The organism is Bacillus cereus group sp. BceL062 (assembly GCF_051780025.1).
GTDB classification, from domain to species: Bacteria; Bacillota; Bacilli; order Bacillales; family Bacillaceae_G; genus Bacillus_A; species Bacillus_A toyonensis.
This window is the reverse complement of the sequence record NZ_JBPWGY010000001.1, coordinates 356,627-379,219: the sequence shown is the minus strand read 5'-3', so window position 1 is coordinate 379,219 and position 22,593 is coordinate 356,627. Positions and strand designations below refer to the sequence as shown.

Genomic DNA, 22,593 nt, shown 5'->3' with positions numbered 1-22,593 from the left:
ACTTATGTGTATCACTTTTCAAATTACATCCTACCTACTTCCATACAGCATATAATTCTTCTTAATCTAAAAAAATCCTTTATGAAAAAGGATTTCTTTTACTTCTTATTATTTTTTAACCACTTCTCAAAGATTTGTACCATCCCATGTTTTCCTGCTAATTTCTCTTCTCCTTGTTTCGTCTTATATGGATATAATTGCAAAAAGACACCGCACCCAGATTCAATTTTTTTACTATGCATATGACTTCCTGGATATACACAAATAACTTCATAAATTGCCCGTCGATGAAAAACACGCTTTCCATTCTGTTCTTCTACATACTTTATAGACCAGTATTTATACATTTGCTCAGTCGCTTTCGTATTTCCAACGTGCTGAAAAATATTGTACATTGGGCTATACTTCACTTCAATAATAATAGAAGATTTATATACGTATTTCCCTTCTTCCTTTACATAACAGTCTAAGCGAATATCTGGTTTTTTTGTATCCTCGCCATTATAAAAGTTACTCCCTTTACTTAATGCAATAAGGGGGTGTGTTTCAATTAAGTCATTAAATGCAACATGGACCTTCATATCATCTTGATGTAAAACTACTGTCGTCCCATCTTGTAACCCATCTACATAAAAATGCTCTTGTATTTGTTCACGAATGGGATTTCTAGCTTTAAAACCAATTTGCTCTAGCATGGAAATAACTATAAAAAAAGCGTAATATTCATACACTAAAAACGTTGGTTTATATACAAATAATAAAGATGGAGATTGATCTGTATATTGTGGAAGTAAGTTTAAATGCTGTAGTAATTGTTGATGTGGAATTGGTAAATCGTATGAGTTCATATTACCCGTTTCAGAAACTTCTCTCCAAAAGGGGGAATATATTAAAGTTTTAAAGTATTGTACACTTTCACGTACAATATGAGCTAATATTTTATATTCTTGTATTTTCACAGAGCTTTTACGTAAATCGGCTTCTTTTAGTAAATGTATATTTTTATATTTTTGCTTCTCTCTATCAGTCACAGATCCATTACGCTCAATTGTTTGCATAATCGTTTTTACAGCTTGAAACTCTTCTAATTTTTTCTTTTTTTCTCTTTCTAATATTTCAATTGTTTGACGTAAAAAACTTTCGGCTTCAAGTAAATAATGATAAAATTGCATCGCTTTAAATTTAAGAAATGCATTTTCCCTACTATTTTTTTGTTCAATAAACTTACGATTATAATATTTCGTATAGGACTTTCTTTCCGCCATTATTGTTCCTTTTCTCGTTGCCTTCCGTTCCTTTACTTCCCATTTATATTCATGTATAAATTTTGAACTTGATTCAATCTTTTTAAAAACTTGTTTTATCTTTTTCATTTTTTGCGGCAGCTTTCTTAGTAACACTAAATAAGAAGAATCCTCAATATCACTAAGGGCAGAGAAAGTCTTTTTATAATAACCTCTATCTAAAATCAACTCATTTAAAATTGACTTTACATAGTTTTGAATCATTTCAAATTGGTCATCAAAAAAATTTTTTGGAACGATTTGAAAAGCACCATAATACGTTGTGTCTTCTATACGAACTTCAAAATGATATAAACCACATCGCCATGGATAAAAGAATTCCGTTTTTCCATGTTCATAAATTAGTACCTTTTGTTTTTTTTCATTTATTTCGTATTGTGACTCTTTTATATTTTTCTGGCCCTCATACACTTTATTCCATATGAAAGTAATATTCATTGGACTTTCGTAATGGTAATGCAATCTTATCGGTTTTAATTCTTGTACTTTGTAAATACATTGAACTAATGCTGTAGTAGATATGCAAAGACGATTTAATAAAATATACTCCCCTTTTGCCTCTGTTCCTATGATTAACTTTAATACAAAAGGGAGCGTTTCATTCGTATCAACGATTTCTGTTTCATACCGCTCTTCATTTCGCATATCCATACAACTCCAGTTCTCTACGTTTTTCTCTTATATATGCTAAAGAGTGTTCAAATGTAGAGACTCTGTTTGCAAGTGGCGATTGTAAAAGAGGTACTAAAGTCGCTCCCCTTTTTACTTCTTCAGAAAGTAATGACCCAACCATCATTTCAGTACCTCTTAATTTCGTCAGTACACGTTGCTTTATTTGTAAATCAAAACCTTCTTCTCTGCTAATCATATAAGAATGATTATTTTGAAACGGTATATTTTGCAAATACATAGCAATTGCATTTGCACATCGAAAAGAAATTCCCTTTGACGCATCATGCGATGACAATACAACATGCAACTTATCTAAAAGCTCTAACTCTTCTTCAGAAAACACTTCAATCATAGATTTCTTTCTGATCCAATTTATCCGAAATTCTCCCGCTGTTACTTTCAGAGGTGGTTGTAATACACCTTTCTCTTGTACCATGCACATTTCACAAAACGGAATTTTTTGTAACGTAATTAAATTGGTTCGGTCTAATAATCGATCAGAGAGTTCTTTCGTTGTTTCATCAAAATTCACAGTACCTACAAAGATAATATTTTCTCCAATTTCAATTGTTGATGGAATTTGGTTTTCTAATTTCTGCGCACCCTCATACAAATTCAAAATCCGATTTTCCTTTTCAAGTTGAAGAACAGATATAAATGGAGTAAACCAATGTTCAATATGTGACATGTTCATTTCATCAAAAACGATTATATACAATTGATTTTGATTTTCTTTTGCCTTCATTAACGCTCTAACTAACTTTGTTTCACTTTCAATAAAAGTACCATTTGGGTGAAGATATCCAAGTAAATCATGTGGTTCTTGATACGATGGAGAAATCGGAATCCAAACCAATTCTTCTCCATACTGTAATCCAAGTGCCTCTGCATAAGCTTGCACAAAGCGTGATTTTCCAACTCCCGGTATACCACCAAGAATCGTTAACATATTTGTTTTTACACTTATATGAAAATTATAAATATCTGTTTCGTCCAAATACATCCCTTTATTACGCACCGTACTTTGTACATACTGTAAAAAGGATGATTCACGCTCATCCCATTCCCATACTTCCTTGTGTACTTTTATATCCTCTACTTCAACTAGCTTCCCTTCTTCCGTTATTCGTTTTTTTAATTGCTCATACACTTGATCACTTACGAAATACAATTGCTCTTCTACCGCAATTTCTACATGCTTCATCCAGTCACTTAAGTCTATATATTTACATTCTCGATTTTGTTCAAAATACGCGATTGAACTAATTGATGACTTTAACAATATATTTCCATATAACCTTCCATCATGCCACAGTAATTCAGGAGACTCAAAGTCTTTTGGATATTTCGGCATAAGAAATGATAAATAACCATTACTAAGCTTTCGTTCTAAAGACTCTCTTTTTTTATTATCTGCAACTTTAGGTGCTGGAATCATTTTATAGCCAGTTGCTATTTCTCTAGGTTCTTCTGTACATATTAACTCCACGTACACATTTCCTCTTTCATAATAAAGACGAAACATAACCAATTGCTTTTCTAATTTCTTCTTCTTTAATTCTGAAAAAATCTTTTCATTCTTTTTATTGCTACATAACCCTTCAAAGATATAATGTTCATTTGTAAATTGCTCTTGTAAATTAGATGGTATTGGCGATAGACATTGTACAAAAAAATTCTCTCCATTCTTCTCTCTCTCCGCTTTTATAAATTTCCCGATAAACCTCATATAGTACATTCGTTTTATAAAACTTGGCTGAAGAGCTTTATGTAATTTCATCTTAATCACCTTCTTTTTTCATACTATTCTTAGTGTATGAAAGAAAAAAAAAACTAGAAATAAAAAACCTGACGTTATCCGCCAGGTTCAAAATTAAAACGTATATTAATGAGATGGAAATGCTTTTTTCTCTTGTAAAATAGCATTGTGAGCAATTTTCATTTTAGCCAGTACATATCGTAATCGATCCTCAGCGTTTTCATCTTTATTTTGCTGCAACTCCGCTAAATTCTCAACAGAACTCGCTAAATTTTCAATTACTCCCCTTAGTTCAGGATGATGATTAAAAAAAGATTCTTGTACTAATACTTTCCTTAACTCACTAGCTAAATCAATTATTCTAGACAACTGTTCTTTTTCTTCCATTTTCATCCCTCCTGAATATCTTATGTATTAAATATTCTCTACACAAAGAAAAAAGCCCTTTAAATGAAAAGGACTTTTACATTTTTATCGTTCCAGTTATCAACAGATAAAGTGATGTGATAGCTGCGACAACAATTGCCCACATCACATATCTCTCTATACCTACAAAACAACGATTCCCTTTTTCTTTTCGTGCAAACATGTAAACGATAATCCCAATTCCATATACGATTGAAACGAGTAATAAATTCTTTAAACCCGCTGCATAAATAAGCCATACAGAATAAATAGAGGCAATTAAAGCTAACGAGCCATTTTTTACTTTTGCATCTTTTAGTTCATTTGTAATTACTAATTTGAATTGGTATAGCGCTGATAATAAATATGGTAATAATATTGATGTTGACGCAATAAAATACATAATTTGATATGTCGATTCTGAAAACAGAACAATTATAAATATAATTTGAGCAACGATATTTGAAATCCATAATGCCATGTGTGGCGTTTGCTTTTTATTTGTTTTCGTAAAGACCTTCGGAAACACGCCATCTTTTCCTGCTACGTGAGAAATTTCCGAAACAAGTAAAAACCAGCCAATTAATGTACCTACAAGTGACGCAACTAATCCAATATTAATTGCCATTGCACCCCATGGCCCAACAACATGTTCTAATACATGTCCCATTGAAGGAGTTTCTAAAACGGAAAGTTCTCCTCGCGTCATTGCTCCCATTGACAGAACAGAAATTAAAATATAAATAGACATAACTAAAATTAATCCAAGTACTGTCGCTTTTCCAACGTCCCTACTATTTTTTGCTCTTCCTGATAATACAACTGCTCCTTCAACCCCAATGAACACCCATAGCGTTACAAGCATTGTATTTTTCACTTGACCAAGAATAGCGGAAAGTGAGATTGTTCCTTCTCCCCAAAAATCATGTGTAAATGTATCCCAGCGAAACGCTGTTACCATTACGACAATAAATAATAAGATCGGAACTAATTTCCCTACTGTTGCAATAACATTCATAATGGAAGCTTCACGAATTCCAAATAAAATTAGAAAATGAAGTGTCCATAGTAAAAGTGATGCACCTACGATTGACGCAACATTATTTCCACCTTTAAAAATTGGGAAGAAGTAACCTAATGTACTAAACAGTAGCATAATTGTTGCAACATTTCCTAAAATCCCTGCCAGCCAGTATCCCCAAGCACTGTTAAAACCAATATATTCACCGAATCCAGCTCGTGCATAACTATAAATTCCGCCCTCAAGCTCCGGTTTTTGTCTTGCTAACGTTTGATATACGAGCGCAAGTGGAATCATTCCCATTGCTGTAATACACCAACCAATTATCGTTGCACCACTATTTGCTCCTACTGCTAAATCATGCGGTAAACTAAAAACACCGCCACCAACCATCGTTCCAACTACTAATGCGATTAACGGAAAAAATCCTAACTTCTTTTCTATTTGTACCACCCCATCTGTCATTCTAGGTGTTATGTTCGTTCAACTATTAAAGTCACCTTTTTCTCTAATAGACGTTTCTCTTATATTTTTTCAGGAAAACATTACTTATTCTAAAAGAAAATGAAGAAAAATGGAATACTTTTTTGAAAAAATGTATAAGTATGCACAAAAAAACCGCTCATTTTGTAATGAGCGGTCATTTTAAACATATAAAATTGTATATTTCTTGTAAAATTAACGAAGTAAATTCTCTTTTTGTAAAAATTGTTTCGCTACTTCTTCACTACTTTTACCATTCACATTTACTTCATAATTCATTTTTCGCATTTCTTCATCTGTAATCTTTCCAGCTAATTTATTTAATACTTTTTCAAGTTCAGGATATTTTTGTAATGTCTCTTTTCTTAATAACGGCGCACCTTGATAAGGTGGGAATAATCCTTTATCATCTTTTAGCACTTTAAGTCCGTATTGCTCCAATTCACTATCCGTTGAATATGCATCGATTACGTTCACATCACCAGATTGAATTGCACTATAGCGCAGTTTCGGTTCCATCGTTTTAACATTTAAAAACTTATAGTTATATAACTTTTGCATTCCTTTATAACCATCTTCACGATCTGCAAATTCTAATGTAAATCCTACTTTAGCTTCCTGTGCAATATTTCCTAAATCAGAAATTGTATTTATATTCTTTTGATCTGCTATTTTTTTCGGCATCGCTAGTGCATATGTATTGTTATACTCCATTGGATTTAACATAACCATATTATATTTTTTTTCCATTCCAACGCGAGCTTGTTCATATACTTCCTCACGATTTGTGCTTTTCGGTTCTTCTTTCACGAAAGTAGATAAGGCTGTTCCTGAAAATTCTGGGTATATATCTACTTCACCTGATTTTAACGCTTCAAATACAAATGCTGTTTTCCCAAGACCCGGCTTTAATTCTACTTGTAAATCTGTATCCTGTTCAATAAGTTGTTTGTACATTTGAATTAAAATTTCTGGCTCCGATCCAAGTTTTCCAGCAATAACTATATCTTTCTTTTGTGTATTCCATAGAAATGGAGTAGCAATCATAACTACAACTATACATATCGTCAATATAACGCGCTTAGAAGAGCGTTTTGGACTCTCAAGTATGCGAAGTACTATATCAAAGAATAAAGCGAGTAACGCAGCTGGTACGGCCCCTAAAATGATAAGCGCATGGTCATTTCGATCGATCCCGAGTAGTATGAGCTTACCGAGCCCACCAGCACCTATTAAAGCAGCTAATGTAGCCGTTCCAACAATTAATACCATCGCTGTACGAATACCAGCCATAATAATTGGCAACGCGAGCGGAAGCTCTACCTTCCATAACCTTTTCCAGCTATTCATTCCCATAGCTCTCGCCGCTTCTATAAGTGATTCATCTAATTCCCGTATTCCTGTATATGTATTTCGTAAAATAGGTAATAGTGCATACACAACTAATGCGATTATAGCTGGCAGTTTTCCAATTCCTACTAACGGAATTAATAGTCCAAGTAAAGCAAGTGAGGGCACTGTCTGCATAACAGCAGAAGTCCCTATTATAAATTCAGCCATTCGTTCTTTTCTCGTTAATATAATGCCAAGTGGCACTGCAATAATTACTGCAAAAAATAGTGAAATAAGCGATATTTGTAAATGCTCACTTAATGCACTTAGCAATTCTATTTTTCTTTCTTGGAACGTTTGAATAAAATCAGTCACTGTTTAGCCTCTTTCCTTCATTTGTTCAACAATATAATTGACAATATGACGACTTGTTAACATACCAACATATTGACCATCTTTTTCAACCGGCACTGATTCTTCAGTTTGTAAACGGACTAGTGCTTCTTGTAAAGGAGCATGTAAAGATAAAGCAGCCCCTTCTACTCGTGTATGATCGTCTAGTGGCATTACATCTTCTATAATTATTCCCTCATACCATTGTCGTCCACGATTTCCAATGAACTCCTCAACAAACTCATTTTTCGGATTATGTATAATACCTTCAGGTGTATCTAATTGAACAACTTTTCCTGCTCTCATTACACAAATGCGATCACCAAGTGATAATGCCTCTTGCATATCGTGCGTTACAAACACGATCGTTTTTTGAATCTTTTTTTGCAGTTGTACGATATCCTTCTGAAGTTGCTCCCTGCTTAACGGATCTAACGCACTAAATGGTTCGTCCATAAGAACAATTTTCGGATTTGCGGCTAATGCCCGTACGACACCGACACGTTGTTTTTGCCCTCCTGACAATTCATCAGGCATACGATCACGATATACATCTGGATCGAGCCCAACCATCTGTAGCAAGTCATCGACACGTGCTTTTATTTCTTTTTTGCTCCATTTTCTCATTTCAGGAACAACTGCAATATTTTCAGCGATTGTCATATGTGGAAATAAAGCAATTTGCTGCAACACGTATCCTATATTCCAACGTAATTCATTTATATTATATTGTTGAATATCTTTTCCATCGATTAAAATTGAACCTTCTGTCGTTTCAATCAAACGATTAATCATCTTCATTGTCGTTGTTTTCCCGCAACCACTCGGACCAATGAGAACAAAAAATTCTCCTTTTTTAATTTCTAAATGCAATGAATCCACTGCTTTTGTGCCATCTTCATACGCTTTTGACACATGATTAAATTGAATCACAAATACAACTCCTTTATTGTTGTTTCCTTTATTTTGATGGAATATGGAATTCATTTCAAATGATACGCATTATTTCTATATAAAAAAGAGCTCACATTTGAGCTCTAACGGTCGAACAATATTGTTTTCATAATAGCAGCATATTCACGCACATACATTTTTCTCTTAGAACGCATTGGCGTTTCTGCAGCTAATGCCTCCATCTTTATTCCTAAACGCCTTGCAATTATTTTTGTTCGATATAAATGATACGTATTACTGACAACTACCGCATGTTTTACATCAAATAAATCCATACTAAACTTCAAATTTTCATACGTATTTGTCGAACGGTCTTCCATTAAAATACGACTCTCATCTATACCGTGTACCATTAAATAGTTTCTCATACTGTGAGCTTCCGGTATATCTTCATCTTCTCCTTGACCACCTGAAACAATTACTTTCACCTCAGGGTGAGAATATAAATATTCCAACGCTACATCCAAACGGTTTTGAAGTGATAAAGACGGTCTATCTCCAAATAACTTTGCACCTAATATAAGAACGTATGGAGAGTGATTACTCAATTTCTCACGAGCAACTTTATTCATTCGAAACGTCATATAAATAATGTATAGTGGCGGTAGTAATAAGATTATAAGTAATATCCATTTGTTCATAAATAAGTTAACACTCCCTTTCATTTTATTATATAGAAAAAGAAAGGGAGGCAGAAGTAATTTTTAAACGAGTGATTTATTCGGAACATCCGCTCTGATTTTACGTTGTGATATCACATAGTAAAGGGCGATTCCTAATGATAGGATCAATATACAGCTTAATAGGTAAAATGGGAGCATTACCCCAACTTTAGATACACCTGCTGTAAACACCATTAATAATACTATTCGTATTCCTGTACCAATTAAGCGAAATAAGCTGTCCACTCGTCCCATTACTTCGTTTGGGATTTCCTCCATCATCAATACATTTCTCGCCACTCTTGTTCCAGCGTTTCCAATCGCATGAAAAATCGCTAGTCCATATAACAGCATTACGGACGGTTCAATGATCATTATGGTAATTGAAATTACATAAATGTTCATCGTCAAAACGATTGAAACTTCTGTTTTGACATACTTCATTATGAGTGGAATACTGATTCCCGCAATAACCGCTCCGACACCGTACATCATACCTTCTACTGCGTATACAGAAGCATTGGCTTTAAGTATATCTGAAATATAAACTGGTATTAAATAATTTGCCATCATAACACCGATAAACGGCATATAAGTGGCAAGTAAAAACCAAAAAAGCTTAGGACACTTTTTCATAAAGTGAATTCCTTCGAACAATTGCTTCTTAAACGGTACTTTCCGTTTCACTTCTTTTTTCTTTACGTACGGTATACATAAGAAAAGAAAAAATGCTCCTGCAAAAGTTAACATATCTACTAACAAGATCCATTTCAAAGAAACAATTTCAATTAAAAAACTCGCAGCTGCTCCTGAAATAACTTGTGTTAACTGTCCTTGTATCTCCATCGTTCCACTTAAACTTTTATAATGTTCTGCTTGAAATATTTCTTGGTTAAATGCAAAAATTGTAGGATAGAATAATAGATAATAGAATGATCCTGCTATATAAATAATAATGTAATGAATAGAATGATAAGATTGCCCGGCAAATCCCCATATAGTCATCATTCCTATAACGGCTATCCCGATACCTTCGTTACATAACAATAAAGATTTTCTTGAAAAACGATCAATGCTTTGCCCAATGAATGGTGTTAATAAAAACATAATGAGGGTTGCAACGATCGAAACATAACCAAACGTTGTCTCTCCCCCACCTTCTTTAATTAACAACCATGGGATCGTAATCATAACAATCCCGGAACCAATAGCTGATAAACTATTGGCTCCTAGAATGTAATACAAGCGAGAATCATGATAAAGCGAGGACATATCACTCCACTCCTAGTTGTTTTTTCACCTCTTTATATACGCTCATATATGCTTTTAATTCTTTAACTACATCATGAATTAATGGTTTTGCATCTTCTCCAAGTTCACCATCTTGTACGTGAAGTCCATCAAGCACTACTTGTTTTGGGATTGCATTTGCGTAAACACCTCTAGCAACAGTTCGCATACTATTTAATGCGTTAATTCCTCCTTTACCGCCCCCCGCAACAGCTAGTAATGCGACAGGTTTATGGATAAACTCACTACTACTTAAGTAATCTAACGAGTTTTTCAGCGCTCCGCTCATCGCATTATGATATTCTGGTGTACATAGTACTACACCGTCTGCTGCTTTCACTAACGCTTTTAATTTTTTTACTGCCTCTAAATCACGTTGCGATTCTTCGCCGTTATATAAAGGCAATTCCTCTATTGCTAAATCGTATAACTCCCCTTCAAATTGATCTGCAATATATTTTGCCACAACGCGAGTTCTACCTAATTTTCTTGGTGTACCGTTAATAACGACTAGTTTCATAAACAATTCTCCCCTTTGTTTTCAAATTCCACTTATATATTATCAGAAATTTCTATACAAAACACAATATAAAGAGGGAACTTCCTTAATCAAATAGTATGATACACGAAAAAAGAACTCATACTTTCGTATGAGTTTCGCGCTATTACTTTGTTTCACCATTCTGACTTATTGTGCCTATGCTTTTATTTGCTTCAAAATGGTAATATGCTTTTTCCGCTAATTCTTTTCGTTCTTCTGGTAATTCTATATATTTCATTACGTTTTCAATTATTTTTTCGTACGGAGTAAATACAATTCCTGGCCACTCTATCTCGTCTTCTGGATTACTATTTTCCGAAATAATAAATTTCTTATTCGCGACCGCATAAGAAACACGTGGTGTTTCAAGAATTCCCGATAAGTAAAAGTGAATATTTAATATAATTTTAGACCTAGCAATTAACTCATTTCTAGCAATTCCCCACGCATTATTTTTAAAAACTATATTTAAATTCGGTGCAATGGCTTTTAGGTGATTAAAAATAGCTTGCCGCCTCGGATTAAGAGCACCTATAAACAAAATATCAATATCTTCAGTAATCTCACCTTCAAATATATCTTTTTTTATTTCCAAAGTTGGAGCATAGTTCATTCCTATATGTTTTATTTCTTTTCCTACCCCTTTTTGTTTTAACCATTCTATATTTTGTTTACTATAATCCCAAATCACTCTATCTTTTAATAATATTAAATAAAGCGGGTGCGCATATGGACTTCCTTCGTATAGCTGTTCTAAATTATAAATAATTGCATCTTGCGGAAGGAGATTCGGGTTATAAGCGTATGTATGCGCTCCAAAAACAACTGTATTCTTTACATTTCCCAGTATTGTTTCTGATATAATTACTGTATTTCCCTCCTGCTCCAACCTCCATTTCAAAGCTCGCGCAACATCTATGAAACTACCGTACGTCTTCGGGCATATAAAAAGACAATAATCATATTCTTTATTCAAATAAACTTCCATTAATTTCAAATTATTTTTATATAAATCTACATCCGGATGTTTAAGTACCAACTCATTTGCATGTTTTCTTGCCACTTTATATAATCCAGCATAATAAGCAGCGATGCATCTTCTTAATTCGATTCTTTCCCGATCTTCATCTAATACATCCATGTTTAAAAGAAGATTTGCGATACAATACGCTTTTAAATGATCACGATCATAATAATAGTCAAGTAGTGGCATCAATTCTTCATACGTATTTCCATGCACCGATTCCCCTAGTTCAATCGCCCATCGTATTAATTCCATGATTATTCCACTACTCCTTTAACCGGAAATGTATTTAATAAAATTTCGCATTATTTTCTACCACATTTGCTATATGAAATGGAATCTCTTCTTTTATCGATTCCAAATACTTTTGCGACACCGCCCCTAAATGTTTTTTATGAGGTATATAGAAAGCACTAATAGAAATTTCATAGTCAAATAAGTAATCATACACATGATAATCTACAAATAGAAGGTCATCCTTTGGAAAAGGAATTTCCTTCCCTTGCAGAGCATACATCAAAGCAATATTGTTTTGAGATCTTAATCGATACAACCTTGCAAGTTGGTATAATGGTTCAGCCCGAGTTGGTCTATATTCCCACGCTTTTTGAAAATAAAAAACAGCTAATGCTAAATATTGCTCTTCTTGCCCTTTAACATTTTCTTTTTCATCAGCATCTGTCACTTCATTTTGTTTATTCGCTGAACGATTTGCTAACTGCTCATAACAAAATCCTATTCGCAATAACGAATAGAATACCTCTTCAACCCATCCGCCTGCTTCCACTCGTTTTTTATACCATTTAATCGAATCTTCAAATTGACTTAAATGAAAATAAGTCTGAGCTAAATAAAATAAATATCTTATATGCAAATCTGGCGTTGTTTCTGGGTCGTTTATTCCTTGTAACAACAACCTCTCATCTCTTTCAAATTTATCAGCTTTACTCCCGCCATCTCCGGGATCATTCACGACAAGAGTCTCTAACCGATCTACCCTCGTATTGTAATTCGCTCCAACTTTTGAGCGATCTATATCCCAATACTCATGAGTAACACCGACAGATTTCCATGGTAAAGAAGCTTTCAAAAGACGTGTAAGCCAATATTTAATATGAACATCATATTGCAATGTAAGATAATGATCTTCCGTTAAGCTCGTTTTATCGAAATTCGGATCAACCTCTAAAATCATATCCGCATCTAATATTAATAAATAATCTGCTTCTGGATATGTTTTTTGTGCTAATGAAACAGCTAAACTTCTGTTATAACCAAAGTTTTTAAACGGCTCATGATGAACCGTCCCAGGTATCTCATTTTCCTTACACCAATTTTCAATAATTTCAGGCGTATTATCCGTCGATCCAGTATCACAAATAGAAACAAAATCTACAATTGATTTCGTTGCATTTAAACATCTTTCCATAATTCTAGACTCATTTTTGACGATCATACAAAGACATAACTTTTTTTCTTCCTTTACAGACTTCACTTGCTCATTTCCCATTTAACCACCTCATATTTTATTAACACGCTCTCCTCATATGTAACAACATTTCTTAGCTATACTGATGACATAAGCACCCTTTTACTATTTATGAAAACTTCATTTTATTTATTCTTACTTTTATGTTGGGACATATTTCATGCTTCGCTTTATATTTGATACAATCAATACAAAAAAACATAATACGGGAATCCGTACATTTCAAAGTCTAAGAGGAGGTTATATTTTGTTGGATTACATTTGGCTAGATGACAAATCACCAATTTTAGAACAACTACCAAGTAATTTTAAATCTGCAGCTATATTGCTACATCCATTTGTCCAAATGCCTTTAGGATGGGAAAAGTCTGTGAGAAAAAGACCATATGAGCACATCTATCCTAGCGCTGAAGAAATCATTCACAATGGGAAATCCGTTTCTTGGAAGGAAATGATGTCTTGTAGTGGATTACATTCATACGCAGACCTAGCAATGGCCATGTTGACTTCCATTAGTGCCTTTTCAGAAGAATATAAAAGAGAGGATTTAGCTGAAAAGCTACATTCAAACTTAAAAAAAGATCTTTATTATCCAACAGAAGATTATACGTCTATATTTTTATTACACAAATTACTTAAACTCCTCGGTTCTAAAGGTGCAAAAAATCTATATTTCTCTGAACCAATTCTTGATACAAACGGATTATTACAGGTAAATAATACTACTCCATTAGATATTTGGGACATTAGCAATAATGAGTTAATTATTACTGGAGAAGACAATGAGTATGCGTTTATGAGTATATACGATTCCTTTACAACCTTATTATTAGCTAAAGAAGAAAATATAGAATATATTGTTCAATCAATGAATGTTGAAGCTGTCATTTGTGACAAAAAAACGATGATTGATTGGTATTTTTAAATTAGCAATTTCTTAAACTATAAAAAAGAAACCTGCGCTTATGCACAAGTTTCTTTTCAAAAGCATTACTTATTTTTTTACAACTTTATGTCCACCGAACTGATTACGTAGCGCTGAAACTACTTTTCCGTGGAATGTATCATCTTCTTGAGAACGATAGCGCATAAATAATGACATTGCGATTACTGGTGCCGCTGCTTGTAACTCAAGCGCAGTTTCAACAGTCCATTTTCCTTCTCCTGAAGAGTTCATTACACCTTTAATACCATCCAGTTTTGGATCTTCTGCAAATGCTTTTTCAGTTAAGTCCATTAACCAGCCGCGGATAACTGATCCGTTCGCCCATACTTTTGCAACATCTTCATAATTGAAATCAAAATCACTTTTATCTAGCACTTCAAATCCCTCAGCGATTGCCTGCATCATTCCGTACTCAATTCCGTTATGAACCATTTTCAAGAAATGTCCACTACCATCAACACAACACTTCATTAAGGCACATTATTCTAAATTTATTGATGTAGTTGAGATGGACTCACTTTTTGAATTTGAACAAGTATATCAAACGCTTTACCTAATGATATATCAACAGTTTTTGGTATATCAGGCCCTTCGGTAGTTATTCCAGCGAAAATTGGATGTTGTTCATTTAACCAAGTTTTTGTCACGCCGTTTGCCTTGCGTAAATCAATAAAAAATTGATCTTTTTTAACTTGTCCAAAGATGTAGTTATAACTGTTTGGATCATCCGATTTTAATATTCCATATGGGCCAAATTCACCATCGCTATTCTTGACATTGTATTGTCCTTCATAAACTGACGTTCCAATAGATACGTACCGTTTTCCGTAATATTCTGCTAAATGTTGCCCAGTTACTTTAGGGTATATAAAAGGAAGCATATTTGTTTTCGAAACGTGTCCATTATGTCCCCATACAATGGTTTTTCCTAAATGTTCTTCCGTCCACTTCGCATTTTCATACATTGCAATATCATGTTTCAAATAAAAATCCGATGGTTTATCAGGAGGTGACGCTAACATTGTAGTAAACTGTTCAATAATACGAGCATTTTGTTTTATCCATGCGAACTCTTTAGATTTCCCATTTAAATATCTTTTATTTTCTTCTAATAAAGCACTGATTTGTTTAGCATCTGAAATATACTTTTCTTTTTCTTCTTTCGTAAGACTCTCAAAAGTATTCATATCCTTTGTTACAGGAATAAGCCCTCTTATCTTCTCTTCTACTCTAGGCAGAAGTTTTGAATTGTTTCTTTTAATATATTCTGTTATATTATTATAAACATTCTCGTTTACTGATTGAATGTCCATCCCGATGATACGTATTTTAGATTTATGTTTTGGATTAGCATTATATTGCCGGATCCAATCAAGTAAATCTAACATTTCTTTCGTCTTAAATACAGGTGTTAGATGTTGGCTTGGGTTTCCCTTACCAGTAAGAACATATCGATCAAGTTCTAAAGCTCGGTCCCACCCCTCTTCTAAAACTAAGTTGATAAATCCCTTTTCAGACACTAAATACTTAACAATACGTTGTTTCATTGTAAAAACTTCATGAGCCCCATGCGTAGCTTCACCTAAACCTACAATTGAAGCTGAACCTACCATATTCTTAAGTGGTTTTAAATCATTAAAAGATGCATTTGGATTAGTAGTTTTTAAAGGCTTTGCATGCATTTCTAACCATTCCGCTATTTGATTTGTATTGTAGGAAGCTGTAACAGAAACTCCTGTTTTCGAGTCTGCATAAGTACTTCCTACAAAATTAGTCAATATTATAGCAGAAACACCAAGTGCAGTAATCATTTTCTTTTTCATAAAACCCTCCTGAAATACTTACTTAAAAAGATAACGTTTTTTTGTACTTAATTACGAATATTAAAATTTCTTAAGCCGATAGTAATGTGGTGCTCTCAACACTCATCAATTTAAGAAAAAAAGTACAAATGAACTGCCATCTCAAATTAACTACCTGTAGAGAAACAAAATTCTATTTAGGGGATACTCCAAAACCCTAGTTTGATGACGAAGTGTCAGGACCTCATGCCTATCGACTTAAGAACTTGCTTTATTCAATATTTTTTAGAGTAAGTTGTTTTTTGAACCAAAACGGCATATTTTAAACTATAAAAACTATGACAAAATTTATCCATTTTTCCTTTTTGCCTACTTGCTAAATTCAGCAAGTAAAATATTTTTAAAAAATTCCGGATTATTAATATTTAAACTGTTCGAATTGATAGCGAATGTATGTTTGCCTCCAAGTGTTCCACCAGCAAAAGTTGAAAACCCTGGAACGGCACCCCTGTGCCCCCATACCGAGACACCGTTCGGAAGCTTAATTTCAAGGATTCCAAGACCATATCCAGTTCCTTCTCTTTCTGTAGGAACTGTAGTAAGCATTTCTTTTAGTTGCTGTTCCTTCAGTAATTTGCCACTGAGTAAGTAAGAGAAGAATTTGTTTAAGTCATCAGCAGTGGAAATCATATCTCCATCCGAGCTACCTGGGTTAATATAAGTAACGTCTTTTAGCTCACTCGCTCCGTCTAGTTGCAAATAGCCACGGGCATGCTTGGTGCCTGGAATCACGCTTGAATTGCCAGGTAGGAATGTATTTGACAAATCAAGCGGTTCAATAATCCGATTTTCAACCTCTTCTGCATAGCTGTTTCCTGTTACTTTTTCAATAAGGATTCCTAGTATTACGTACCCTGTATTTGAATAAGACCACCCCTTCCCTGGAGCAAAGTCTGGGGGAAGAGAAATCCCCATCTTTACAAATTCTTCAGCCGTATACGATTTTTTTATATCCGTAATATCAAAGTCTTTTGAATTTATATAGTCAGCAATACCACTTGTATGATTCAATATTTGCCGGATCGTAATCTGGTTACCATCATATCCGTTTCCTTGAATGACACCAGGCAACCATTTTTCAATGGAGTCATCTAGATTCAAACGGTTCTCTCCAGATAATTGAAGTAGAACTGTTGCAATGAACGTTTTCGTCACACTGCCAATACGAAAGCGAAAATCTGCTTTCATTGGTTTCTTAGTTCTCAGATCCGCTACCCCAGCGGTATAACTCCACGTTTTACCACCCTTAGAAATTTGAGCGAGTATTCCCGGGTATCCAAGTTGCAGTTCATCCCGTATTGCTTTCTTAACGGAAGTACGATCGCGTTGCGTACTTGTTTGTAACGAACTAGATACATTTTGCGTAGATTCTGCTTTTACAATTGATGTTGGTGTTATGTATAACAGGGAACTTCCAGCTATTAAAAGTGCTAGACTTGCACATGTAATTTTACTGCGTGTTTTCATAAAGAATTCCTCTCTTCTATTAAAATTGTATTGATGGTTGATAGCTATGTCATATACTAACCACACAGCTATCAACTCTCCCAATGATAAAAGTCAACACTGAATTTGCAATCATCTATACACCAATTATTTCTACAAACAACTCTCTGATCTAATAAATGATTACCCCCCCTTCTTCAGTTGTCTGTTCACTTTTATAATTTCTTCTTTTCTTCCATAGAGTTTCATTAATTAATTTTTTTATATAAATATACAGTAACTATTCCCCCTCTCGTTCTTCTCTATATTTTGATCATACACATTGAAAATCTCTTTTTTCTTACTCCTTCCTTACAAATTCCTTACGTTCAAAATCACTTCTATATTTCGGTGGTTTTTATTTTAAGAAAACTTAGTTCTATTAACTTGATCGCAATGGAATAGCACCAAATGCCCATCAACTGAAGAAAAGTATATGCCTCGAAAATGAAAATACTGCACATTTTGCTTGATGGACATAGGGACCGGCTCCTTAGTATAACCTTTTTACCATATAAATATATATTACGTATTATAATTATAAAACCCAAAAAATTTCTTATTTTTCAGAAAAATAAAACAATAAATTAGGATTTATTGTATAATGTTGTAAAAAGATGTCGGAGGGATTTAATGTTACATACAATAACTCAATTCACAATTAAGCTTTCATCAATTCTTTTATCACTCTTACTATTATTAAATTTACCTTATTTATTTATCACTCAACAAGGATTTACCTTTCAACCAATATATTTTTTTAATCAGATCGTTACTATGTTAAAAGAGGTTTTCTCCCCTGAATCATTAGTGGTTATCGGCTCAGACCCGAAATTTGGTAGTTTCAAAAAAACACCATTATTCCCAACTGTTTTAGAACCTTACCTATATTCATTTACTGTATTATTTTTAGCCTTTTTACTTGCGCTCTTTCTATCTTCTAGCATGGCATTTTTTTATTTTTTAGCAAAAGATTATATAAAAAAATGGATAAACCGAATTGTGTTCATATTAGAAGCTGTCCCTGATATGATGATGATGATTTGTTTGCAAATATTTTTCATATGGGTACTTCAGAAATTCGGGGAATCTCCTGTCACCATTATTTCTTTTAATGAAAATCGAGCTTATTTACTCCCTATTTTATCTTTAGCTGTCTTACCTACATTACAAATGTTTCGGATGATGGTGTTATACATAAAAGAAGAACATGGAAAACATTACGTAGAGGTTGCATATGGAAAAGGCCTTTCATCAAGTTATATACTATGCATTCATTTATTCAAAAATATATCTATCCACTTCTTCCATCATTTAAAAACGATTTTTGTTTTCTTACTGTCTAACTTATTCATTTTAGAATTTGTTTTTAATATGCAAGGTATTATTCAATTTTTATTTAATAAGGCGTTTATTTCACCACCAGCTGCATTTATCATACTTGTTATGATTATTTTACCGTTTTATGCCATTTTTCAAATAATCTCATTCATGATGAATAGATGGCAAAATCAATTGAAAGGAGCAAAATTATGAAATCTATTTGGAAATCAAAACGCTTTTTAATCGGCTTTACTTATTTATTCATACTTATTTCAGCTAGTTTTATTTATAGTTGGTTCTTTAAAGATAACATCCCAAAACCTCCTCAGTTACTTTACAATGACAATAACGAATTACTTGGAAAGGCCCCCTTTCCACCATCGTTAATACCGCCTTTTGGATCTGATCGTTTTGGAGAGTCTGTTTTCTTACAAATTGTAGAAGGAGCAAAATTCACTATTTTATTAGCCGTGGCAATTAGCTTCTTTCGAATTTTATGCGGAACATGTATAGGAATCCTCTTAAGTTTATACGCTCCAAAACTCAAGAGATTTTTCCAGGCATGCTCAGAAGTTTTTTATTATATTCCAACTCTATTTATCGCATTCATACTCATCACGCCCGTTAATATTGTAATCACATCAAATGCCGATGGGTTAGATCCAAATATTTCATTTACGTTTTATCAAGTACTCGTACTTATTTTCGTCGCTCTGCCTACACTTTCTTTATATATATCCTCAGAGGTGGATGAATTTATGAAACGAGATTACATCTTAAGTTCACAATTACTGGGTGCTAGCCGTTTTCATATTATCAAAAAACACTTACGAGTCTTATTACTTGACCGCTTATTTGTGTTATTCATGGAACATATCGTCCAAACACTCATACTCGTTATCCATTTAGCGTTGCTTAACATTGTAATTGGCGGGATACAAATGCGTGAACTCTATGACGGAGTGCTCAGACCTGTTTCTATATCTAATGATTGGGCAGGCCTTATTGGATTAAATCGTAATGAAATGAATCTTTCATGGTGGATTATTTTTTATACTCTCGCTTCATTCTTTATTACGATTCTATTTATTAAGCTTATGACAATCGGGATTCAAGATGCACTGAAAGCAAGAGATTCGCAAGTTGTAGCAACTCAAAACGTTCCAGATCATAAAAAATTTGTTAAAAATAAAGATTCTTTTTCGTTTGCAAATAAAGTGAACTTTTAATCATATCTCATCAATCAAGTATGAATTGGCATTGATATTAGTAGAATATAAAGAAGATGATCCCTATTGAATACAGGAATCATCTTTTTTATGCCGTCTAACTTTTTTACATGACCTTTGCTAGACTCATGCTTTTTATATTTAAAATGAATTATTTACAATCACAACTATTCTGTTTAAAATCGATTACCATACGCCCTTGAATTTTACCTTGTTCCATTTCTTCGAATACATTTTGTACTTTATCTAGAGAACACGTTTGAACAACCGGTACTACTTTTCCTTCTGCACCGAACATAAATGCCTCTTCGAGATCCTTACGAGTACCTACTAGAGAGCCAACTACTTCAATTCCGTCTAGTACAAGTCGTGGAATGTTTAAATCCATAGTTTCTACTGGTAACCCTACCGCAACTACTTTACCACAGGCACGTACTGCATCAACCGCTGAGTTGAATGCTACTTTAGAAACGGCTGTTACTACAGCAGCATAAGCACCACCAAACTCATCTTGCACAATCTTATCAGCAGGACCTTGAGAAATTGGATTGATAGTCATATCAGCACCAACCTCTTTTGCTAAGGCTAATTTATCGTCATTAATATCTACTGCAATTACCTTTGCACCAAATACGTTTTTAGCATATTGGATAGCTAAGTTACCTAATCCACCACAACCATAGATGACGATAGGTTGACCAGGTTTAATATCTGATACTTTAATAGCTTTATATGTAGTTACGCCTGCACATGTAATTGATGATGCTTGAGCAGGATCTAATCCTTCTGGTACTTTCACTGCATAATCAGCTGTAACGATACATTGTTCAGCCATACCACCATCTACTGAATAACCAGCATTTTTAACTTCACGACAGAATGTCTCTCTACCAGTTACGCAATATTCACAACGTCCACAAGATTGGAACATCCATGCAATACTTACACGGTCACCAACCTTAAGTGAAGTTACATCATCAGCAAGTTTAGTAACAATACCTACACCTTCATGACCAAGGATGCGGCCATCCGTGTTACCAAAATCATGATTCGCAACGTGTAAATCAGTGTGGCAAACCCCACAATACTCTACATCTACTAACGCTTCACCTGAATGTAACGGACGTAATTCTTTTTCGATAACCTCGATGTTCGCTTTGCTGTTTTTATTAACCACTACTGCTTTCATATGTGATCTCCCCTTTAGTGTTTTAGAGTTTTAATGAGTTCATCTCACAACTACTGTCCTCACTATTTTGGCTAATTATTGCGCCAAATTTAAATGTTCAATCATCATTACACGTTCATCATAACATGACATTTCATAAGTAAATTGTGAAATTATGAACAATGTTTGAATTATTGCATAAATCGATTTCTTAACTGAATTAAAGATGAGAGTTTATGAATATAAGTAGGTCGCATTTTTCTACAGGAAAATAAATCAACTACATTTAGAGATTATATAATCAAACGATCCACCAATAAAAAAAGCTCTTCATTTGAAGAGCTTTTTATATTCGCTTCATCGAAATTGTTTCACGTATACTTTGTAAATTTTGTAGTGTTTCCTCTTGTCGTTGCAACGACAATCCTACATACAAAGTATCTAATAAACTTAGCTGCGCTAAGCGTGATGAACTTGCTTCCGTACGAAATTCTGTTTCACGTGTTGAAGTATAAAGTGTTATATCAGCAAGTTGACTTAGTGCTGATTTCTGATAGCTCGTAATTGCAATAATGCAAGCTCTTCTTGCTTTTGCTACTTCTAACGCTTCCAATAATCCTTTATTACTACCAGAATGAGAAATTGCAATGACTACTGCTTCTTTTGTAAGTAAACCAGCACCCATAATTTGAAAATGAGAATCTGTATGAGCAATACAAGAAATACCCGTTCTCATAAATTTATGATATGCATCCATCGCAATAATTCCAGAGCCACCATTTCCATAAAACTCAATTCGATTCGCTTCTTGCAAAGCTCGTACAGCTTTCTCAAGTGCGGTGTCATTTAACAAATGTAATGTATCTTGCAGTCCTGTAATATGCGAATGAAAAACTTTTTTAGCAACTGTTACCATACTATCTTCTGCTGATACTTCTTCATGAATATTTTGCATCGGTGTATGTACAATTTCACGAGCTAATGTAATTTTCAAATCTTGAAACCCTTGCAAACCAAGGTGTTTACATAAGCGGAATATCGTAGCTTCGGAACTATTCGTAACTTCTGCTAATTCAGTAATAGATTTATGTACAACATCTTGTGGATGTTTCAAAATATGTTCGGCAATACTTCGCAATTTCGGTGACAAACCGTTTAACGAAGCCTGAATCTTTCCAATCCCACTTCTTGTTCCAGGCATAGCATATCTTCCCCTTCCATTGTAGCTATATTGTACCTAATTATTGAAAG

At 33.9% G+C, this 22,593-nt stretch carries 18 protein-coding genes and 1 pseudogene; 3 read left to right on the top strand and 16 right to left on the bottom strand.

Annotated features, from left to right (window positions below; genetic code table 11):
- Positions 1-98: 98 nt before the first annotated feature.
- From ACS2MN_RS01890 to ACS2MN_RS01840, 11 genes are all read right to left on the bottom strand, one after another.
- Positions 99-1,949, bottom strand: coding sequence for a hypothetical protein (locus ACS2MN_RS01890; RefSeq protein WP_098709951.1), 1,851 nt, complete (start codon positions 1,947-1,949; stop codon positions 99-101).
- The gene (locus ACS2MN_RS01885) at positions 1,939-3,756 is read right to left on the bottom strand and encodes an AAA family ATPase (protein ID WP_098709950.1); all 1,818 of its coding nucleotides are present in this window, start codon (positions 3,754-3,756) and stop codon (positions 1,939-1,941) included. Before ACS2MN_RS01885 ends, ACS2MN_RS01890 begins: the two co-directional genes overlap by 11 nt.
- A 105-nt stretch (positions 3,757-3,861) precedes the next feature.
- Positions 3,862-4,122, bottom strand: a complete 261-nt coding sequence (locus tag ACS2MN_RS01880) for a hypothetical protein (protein ID WP_000391448.1) — start codon at positions 4,120-4,122, stop codon at positions 3,862-3,864.
- Between the two features lie 76 nt (positions 4,123-4,198).
- Complete coding sequence (locus tag ACS2MN_RS01875; RefSeq protein WP_000129458.1) at positions 4,199-5,626, bottom strand: basic amino acid/polyamine antiporter; 1,428 nt, start codon at positions 5,624-5,626, stop codon at positions 4,199-4,201.
- A gap of 213 nt (positions 5,627-5,839) precedes the next feature.
- A complete protein-coding gene (locus ACS2MN_RS01870) occupies positions 5,840-7,351 on the bottom strand; it encodes an ABC transporter permease/substrate-binding protein (protein ID WP_000129124.1) in 1,512 nt (503 codons plus the stop codon).
- A 3-nt stretch (positions 7,352-7,354) separates the two neighbouring features.
- Positions 7,355-8,302: an ABC transporter ATP-binding protein gene (locus ACS2MN_RS01865; protein ID WP_000614063.1), complete on the bottom strand. Its 948-nt coding sequence runs from the start codon at positions 8,300-8,302 to the stop codon at positions 7,355-7,357.
- A gap of 104 nt (positions 8,303-8,406) precedes the next feature.
- Complete coding sequence (locus tag ACS2MN_RS01860; protein ID WP_001045784.1) at positions 8,407-8,964, bottom strand: YdcF family protein; 558 nt, start codon at positions 8,962-8,964, stop codon at positions 8,407-8,409.
- A gap of 63 nt (positions 8,965-9,027) precedes the next feature.
- The gene (locus ACS2MN_RS01855; protein ID WP_098709949.1) at positions 9,028-10,257 is read right to left on the bottom strand and encodes an MFS transporter; all 1,230 of its coding nucleotides are present in this window, start codon (positions 10,255-10,257) and stop codon (positions 9,028-9,030) included.
- 1 nt (position 10,258) lies between these two features.
- The gene (locus ACS2MN_RS01850) at positions 10,259-10,795 is read right to left on the bottom strand and encodes an NADPH-dependent FMN reductase (protein WP_000780368.1); all 537 of its coding nucleotides are present in this window, start codon (positions 10,793-10,795) and stop codon (positions 10,259-10,261) included.
- A 145-nt stretch (positions 10,796-10,940) separates the two neighbouring features.
- Entirely contained in the window at positions 10,941-12,095 is a 1,155-nt protein-coding gene (locus tag ACS2MN_RS01845; RefSeq protein ID WP_087950054.1) for a DNA-binding protein, read from the bottom strand.
- A gap of 34 nt (positions 12,096-12,129) precedes the next feature.
- On the bottom strand, positions 12,130-13,350 hold the full coding sequence (locus tag ACS2MN_RS01840; RefSeq protein ID WP_098056365.1) for a glycosyltransferase: 1,221 nt from the start codon (positions 13,348-13,350) through the stop codon (positions 12,130-12,132).
- 139 nt (positions 13,351-13,489) lie between these two features.
- Between ACS2MN_RS01840 and ACS2MN_RS01835 the strand changes: the two genes are divergently transcribed.
- Positions 13,490-14,254 (top strand): DUF2711 domain-containing protein, encoded by a 765-nt coding sequence (locus ACS2MN_RS01835; RefSeq protein ID WP_016108314.1) that lies wholly within the window; start codon positions 13,490-13,492, stop codon positions 14,252-14,254.
- A 69-nt stretch (positions 14,255-14,323) separates the two neighbouring features.
- Here ACS2MN_RS01835 and ACS2MN_RS01830 read toward each other — a convergent pair.
- From ACS2MN_RS01830 to ACS2MN_RS01820, 3 genes and pseudogenes are all read right to left on the bottom strand, one after another.
- Positions 14,324-14,728 (bottom strand): annotated as a pseudogene (locus tag ACS2MN_RS01830) (hypothetical protein); the annotation flags it as partial.
- Between the two features lie 38 nt (positions 14,729-14,766).
- Positions 14,767-16,098 carry an erythromycin esterase family protein gene (locus ACS2MN_RS01825; protein ID WP_346994244.1) on the bottom strand — a complete coding sequence of 444 codons (1,332 nt, stop codon included), beginning with the start codon at positions 16,096-16,098 and terminating at the stop codon, positions 14,767-14,769.
- Positions 16,099-16,446: 348 nt separating this feature from the next.
- A complete protein-coding gene (locus ACS2MN_RS01820; RefSeq protein WP_000857789.1) occupies positions 16,447-17,604 on the bottom strand; it encodes a serine hydrolase domain-containing protein in 1,158 nt (385 codons plus the stop codon).
- 651 nt (positions 17,605-18,255) lie between these two features.
- On the opposite strand from ACS2MN_RS01820, the gene ACS2MN_RS01815 reads away from it, so the two are divergent.
- Positions 18,256-19,158 carry an ABC transporter permease subunit gene (locus ACS2MN_RS01815; RefSeq protein ID WP_224992667.1) on the top strand — a complete coding sequence of 301 codons (903 nt, stop codon included), beginning with the start codon at positions 18,256-18,258 and terminating at the stop codon, positions 19,156-19,158.
- Positions 19,155-20,174, top strand: a complete 1,020-nt coding sequence (locus ACS2MN_RS01810) for an ABC transporter permease (RefSeq protein WP_000836570.1) — start codon at positions 19,155-19,157, stop codon at positions 20,172-20,174. Before ACS2MN_RS01815 ends, ACS2MN_RS01810 begins: the two co-directional genes overlap by 4 nt.
- Before the next feature lie 151 nt (positions 20,175-20,325).
- Here the strand turns inward: ACS2MN_RS01810 and adhP are convergent, their stop codons facing one another.
- Both adhP and ACS2MN_RS01800 read right to left on the bottom strand, forming a co-directional pair.
- A complete protein-coding gene (gene adhP, locus ACS2MN_RS01805) occupies positions 20,326-21,363 on the bottom strand; it encodes an alcohol dehydrogenase AdhP (protein WP_000649126.1) in 1,038 nt (345 codons plus the stop codon).
- A gap of 325 nt (positions 21,364-21,688) precedes the next feature.
- Positions 21,689-22,543 carry a MurR/RpiR family transcriptional regulator gene (locus ACS2MN_RS01800; RefSeq protein WP_001119638.1) on the bottom strand — a complete coding sequence of 285 codons (855 nt, stop codon included), beginning with the start codon at positions 22,541-22,543 and terminating at the stop codon, positions 21,689-21,691.
- Positions 22,544-22,593 lie beyond the last annotated feature (50 nt).

Excerpts from the sequence above, each read along its gene's own strand:
- ACS2MN_RS01890 (WP_098709951.1), bottom strand. The coding sequence starts at position 1,949 with ATGCGAAATGAAGAGCGGTATGAAACAGAAATCGTTGATACGAATGAA.
- ACS2MN_RS01885 (WP_098709950.1), bottom strand. The coding sequence starts at position 3,756 with ATGAAATTACATAAAGCTCTTCAGCCAAGTTTTATAAAACGAATGTAC.
- ACS2MN_RS01880 (WP_000391448.1), bottom strand. The coding sequence starts at position 4,122 with ATGGAAGAAAAAGAACAGTTGTCTAGAATAATTGATTTAGCTAGTGAG.
- ACS2MN_RS01875 (WP_000129458.1), bottom strand. The coding sequence starts at position 5,626 with ATGACAGATGGGGTGGTACAAATAGAAAAGAAGTTAGGATTTTTTCCG.
- ACS2MN_RS01860 (WP_001045784.1), bottom strand. The coding sequence starts at position 8,964 with ATGAACAAATGGATATTACTTATAATCTTATTACTACCGCCACTATAC.
- ACS2MN_RS01855 (WP_098709949.1), bottom strand. The coding sequence starts at position 10,257 with ATGTCCTCGCTTTATCATGATTCTCGCTTGTATTACATTCTAGGAGCC.
- ACS2MN_RS01850 (WP_000780368.1), bottom strand. The coding sequence starts at position 10,795 with ATGAAACTAGTCGTTATTAACGGTACACCAAGAAAATTAGGTAGAACT.
- ACS2MN_RS01845 (WP_087950054.1), bottom strand. The coding sequence starts at position 12,095 with ATGGAATTAATACGATGGGCGATTGAACTAGGGGAATCGGTGCATGGA.
- ACS2MN_RS01840 (WP_098056365.1), bottom strand. The coding sequence starts at position 13,350 with ATGGGAAATGAGCAAGTGAAGTCTGTAAAGGAAGAAAAAAAGTTATGT.
- ACS2MN_RS01835 (WP_016108314.1), top strand. The coding sequence starts at position 13,490 with ATGCTTCGCTTTATATTTGATACAATCAATACAAAAAAACATAATACG.
- ACS2MN_RS01825 (WP_346994244.1), bottom strand. The coding sequence starts at position 16,098 with ATGAAAAAGAAAATGATTACTGCACTTGGTGTTTCTGCTATAATATTG.
- ACS2MN_RS01820 (WP_000857789.1), bottom strand. The coding sequence starts at position 17,604 with ATGAAAACACGCAGTAAAATTACATGTGCAAGTCTAGCACTTTTAATA.
- ACS2MN_RS01815 (WP_224992667.1), top strand. The coding sequence starts at position 18,256 with ATGTTACATACAATAACTCAATTCACAATTAAGCTTTCATCAATTCTT.
- ACS2MN_RS01810 (WP_000836570.1), top strand. The coding sequence starts at position 19,155 with ATGAAATCTATTTGGAAATCAAAACGCTTTTTAATCGGCTTTACTTAT.
- adhP (WP_000649126.1), bottom strand. The coding sequence starts at position 21,363 with ATGAAAGCAGTAGTGGTTAATAAAAACAGCAAAGCGAACATCGAGGTT.
- ACS2MN_RS01800 (WP_001119638.1), bottom strand. The coding sequence starts at position 22,543 with ATGCCTGGAACAAGAAGTGGGATTGGAAAGATTCAGGCTTCGTTAAAC.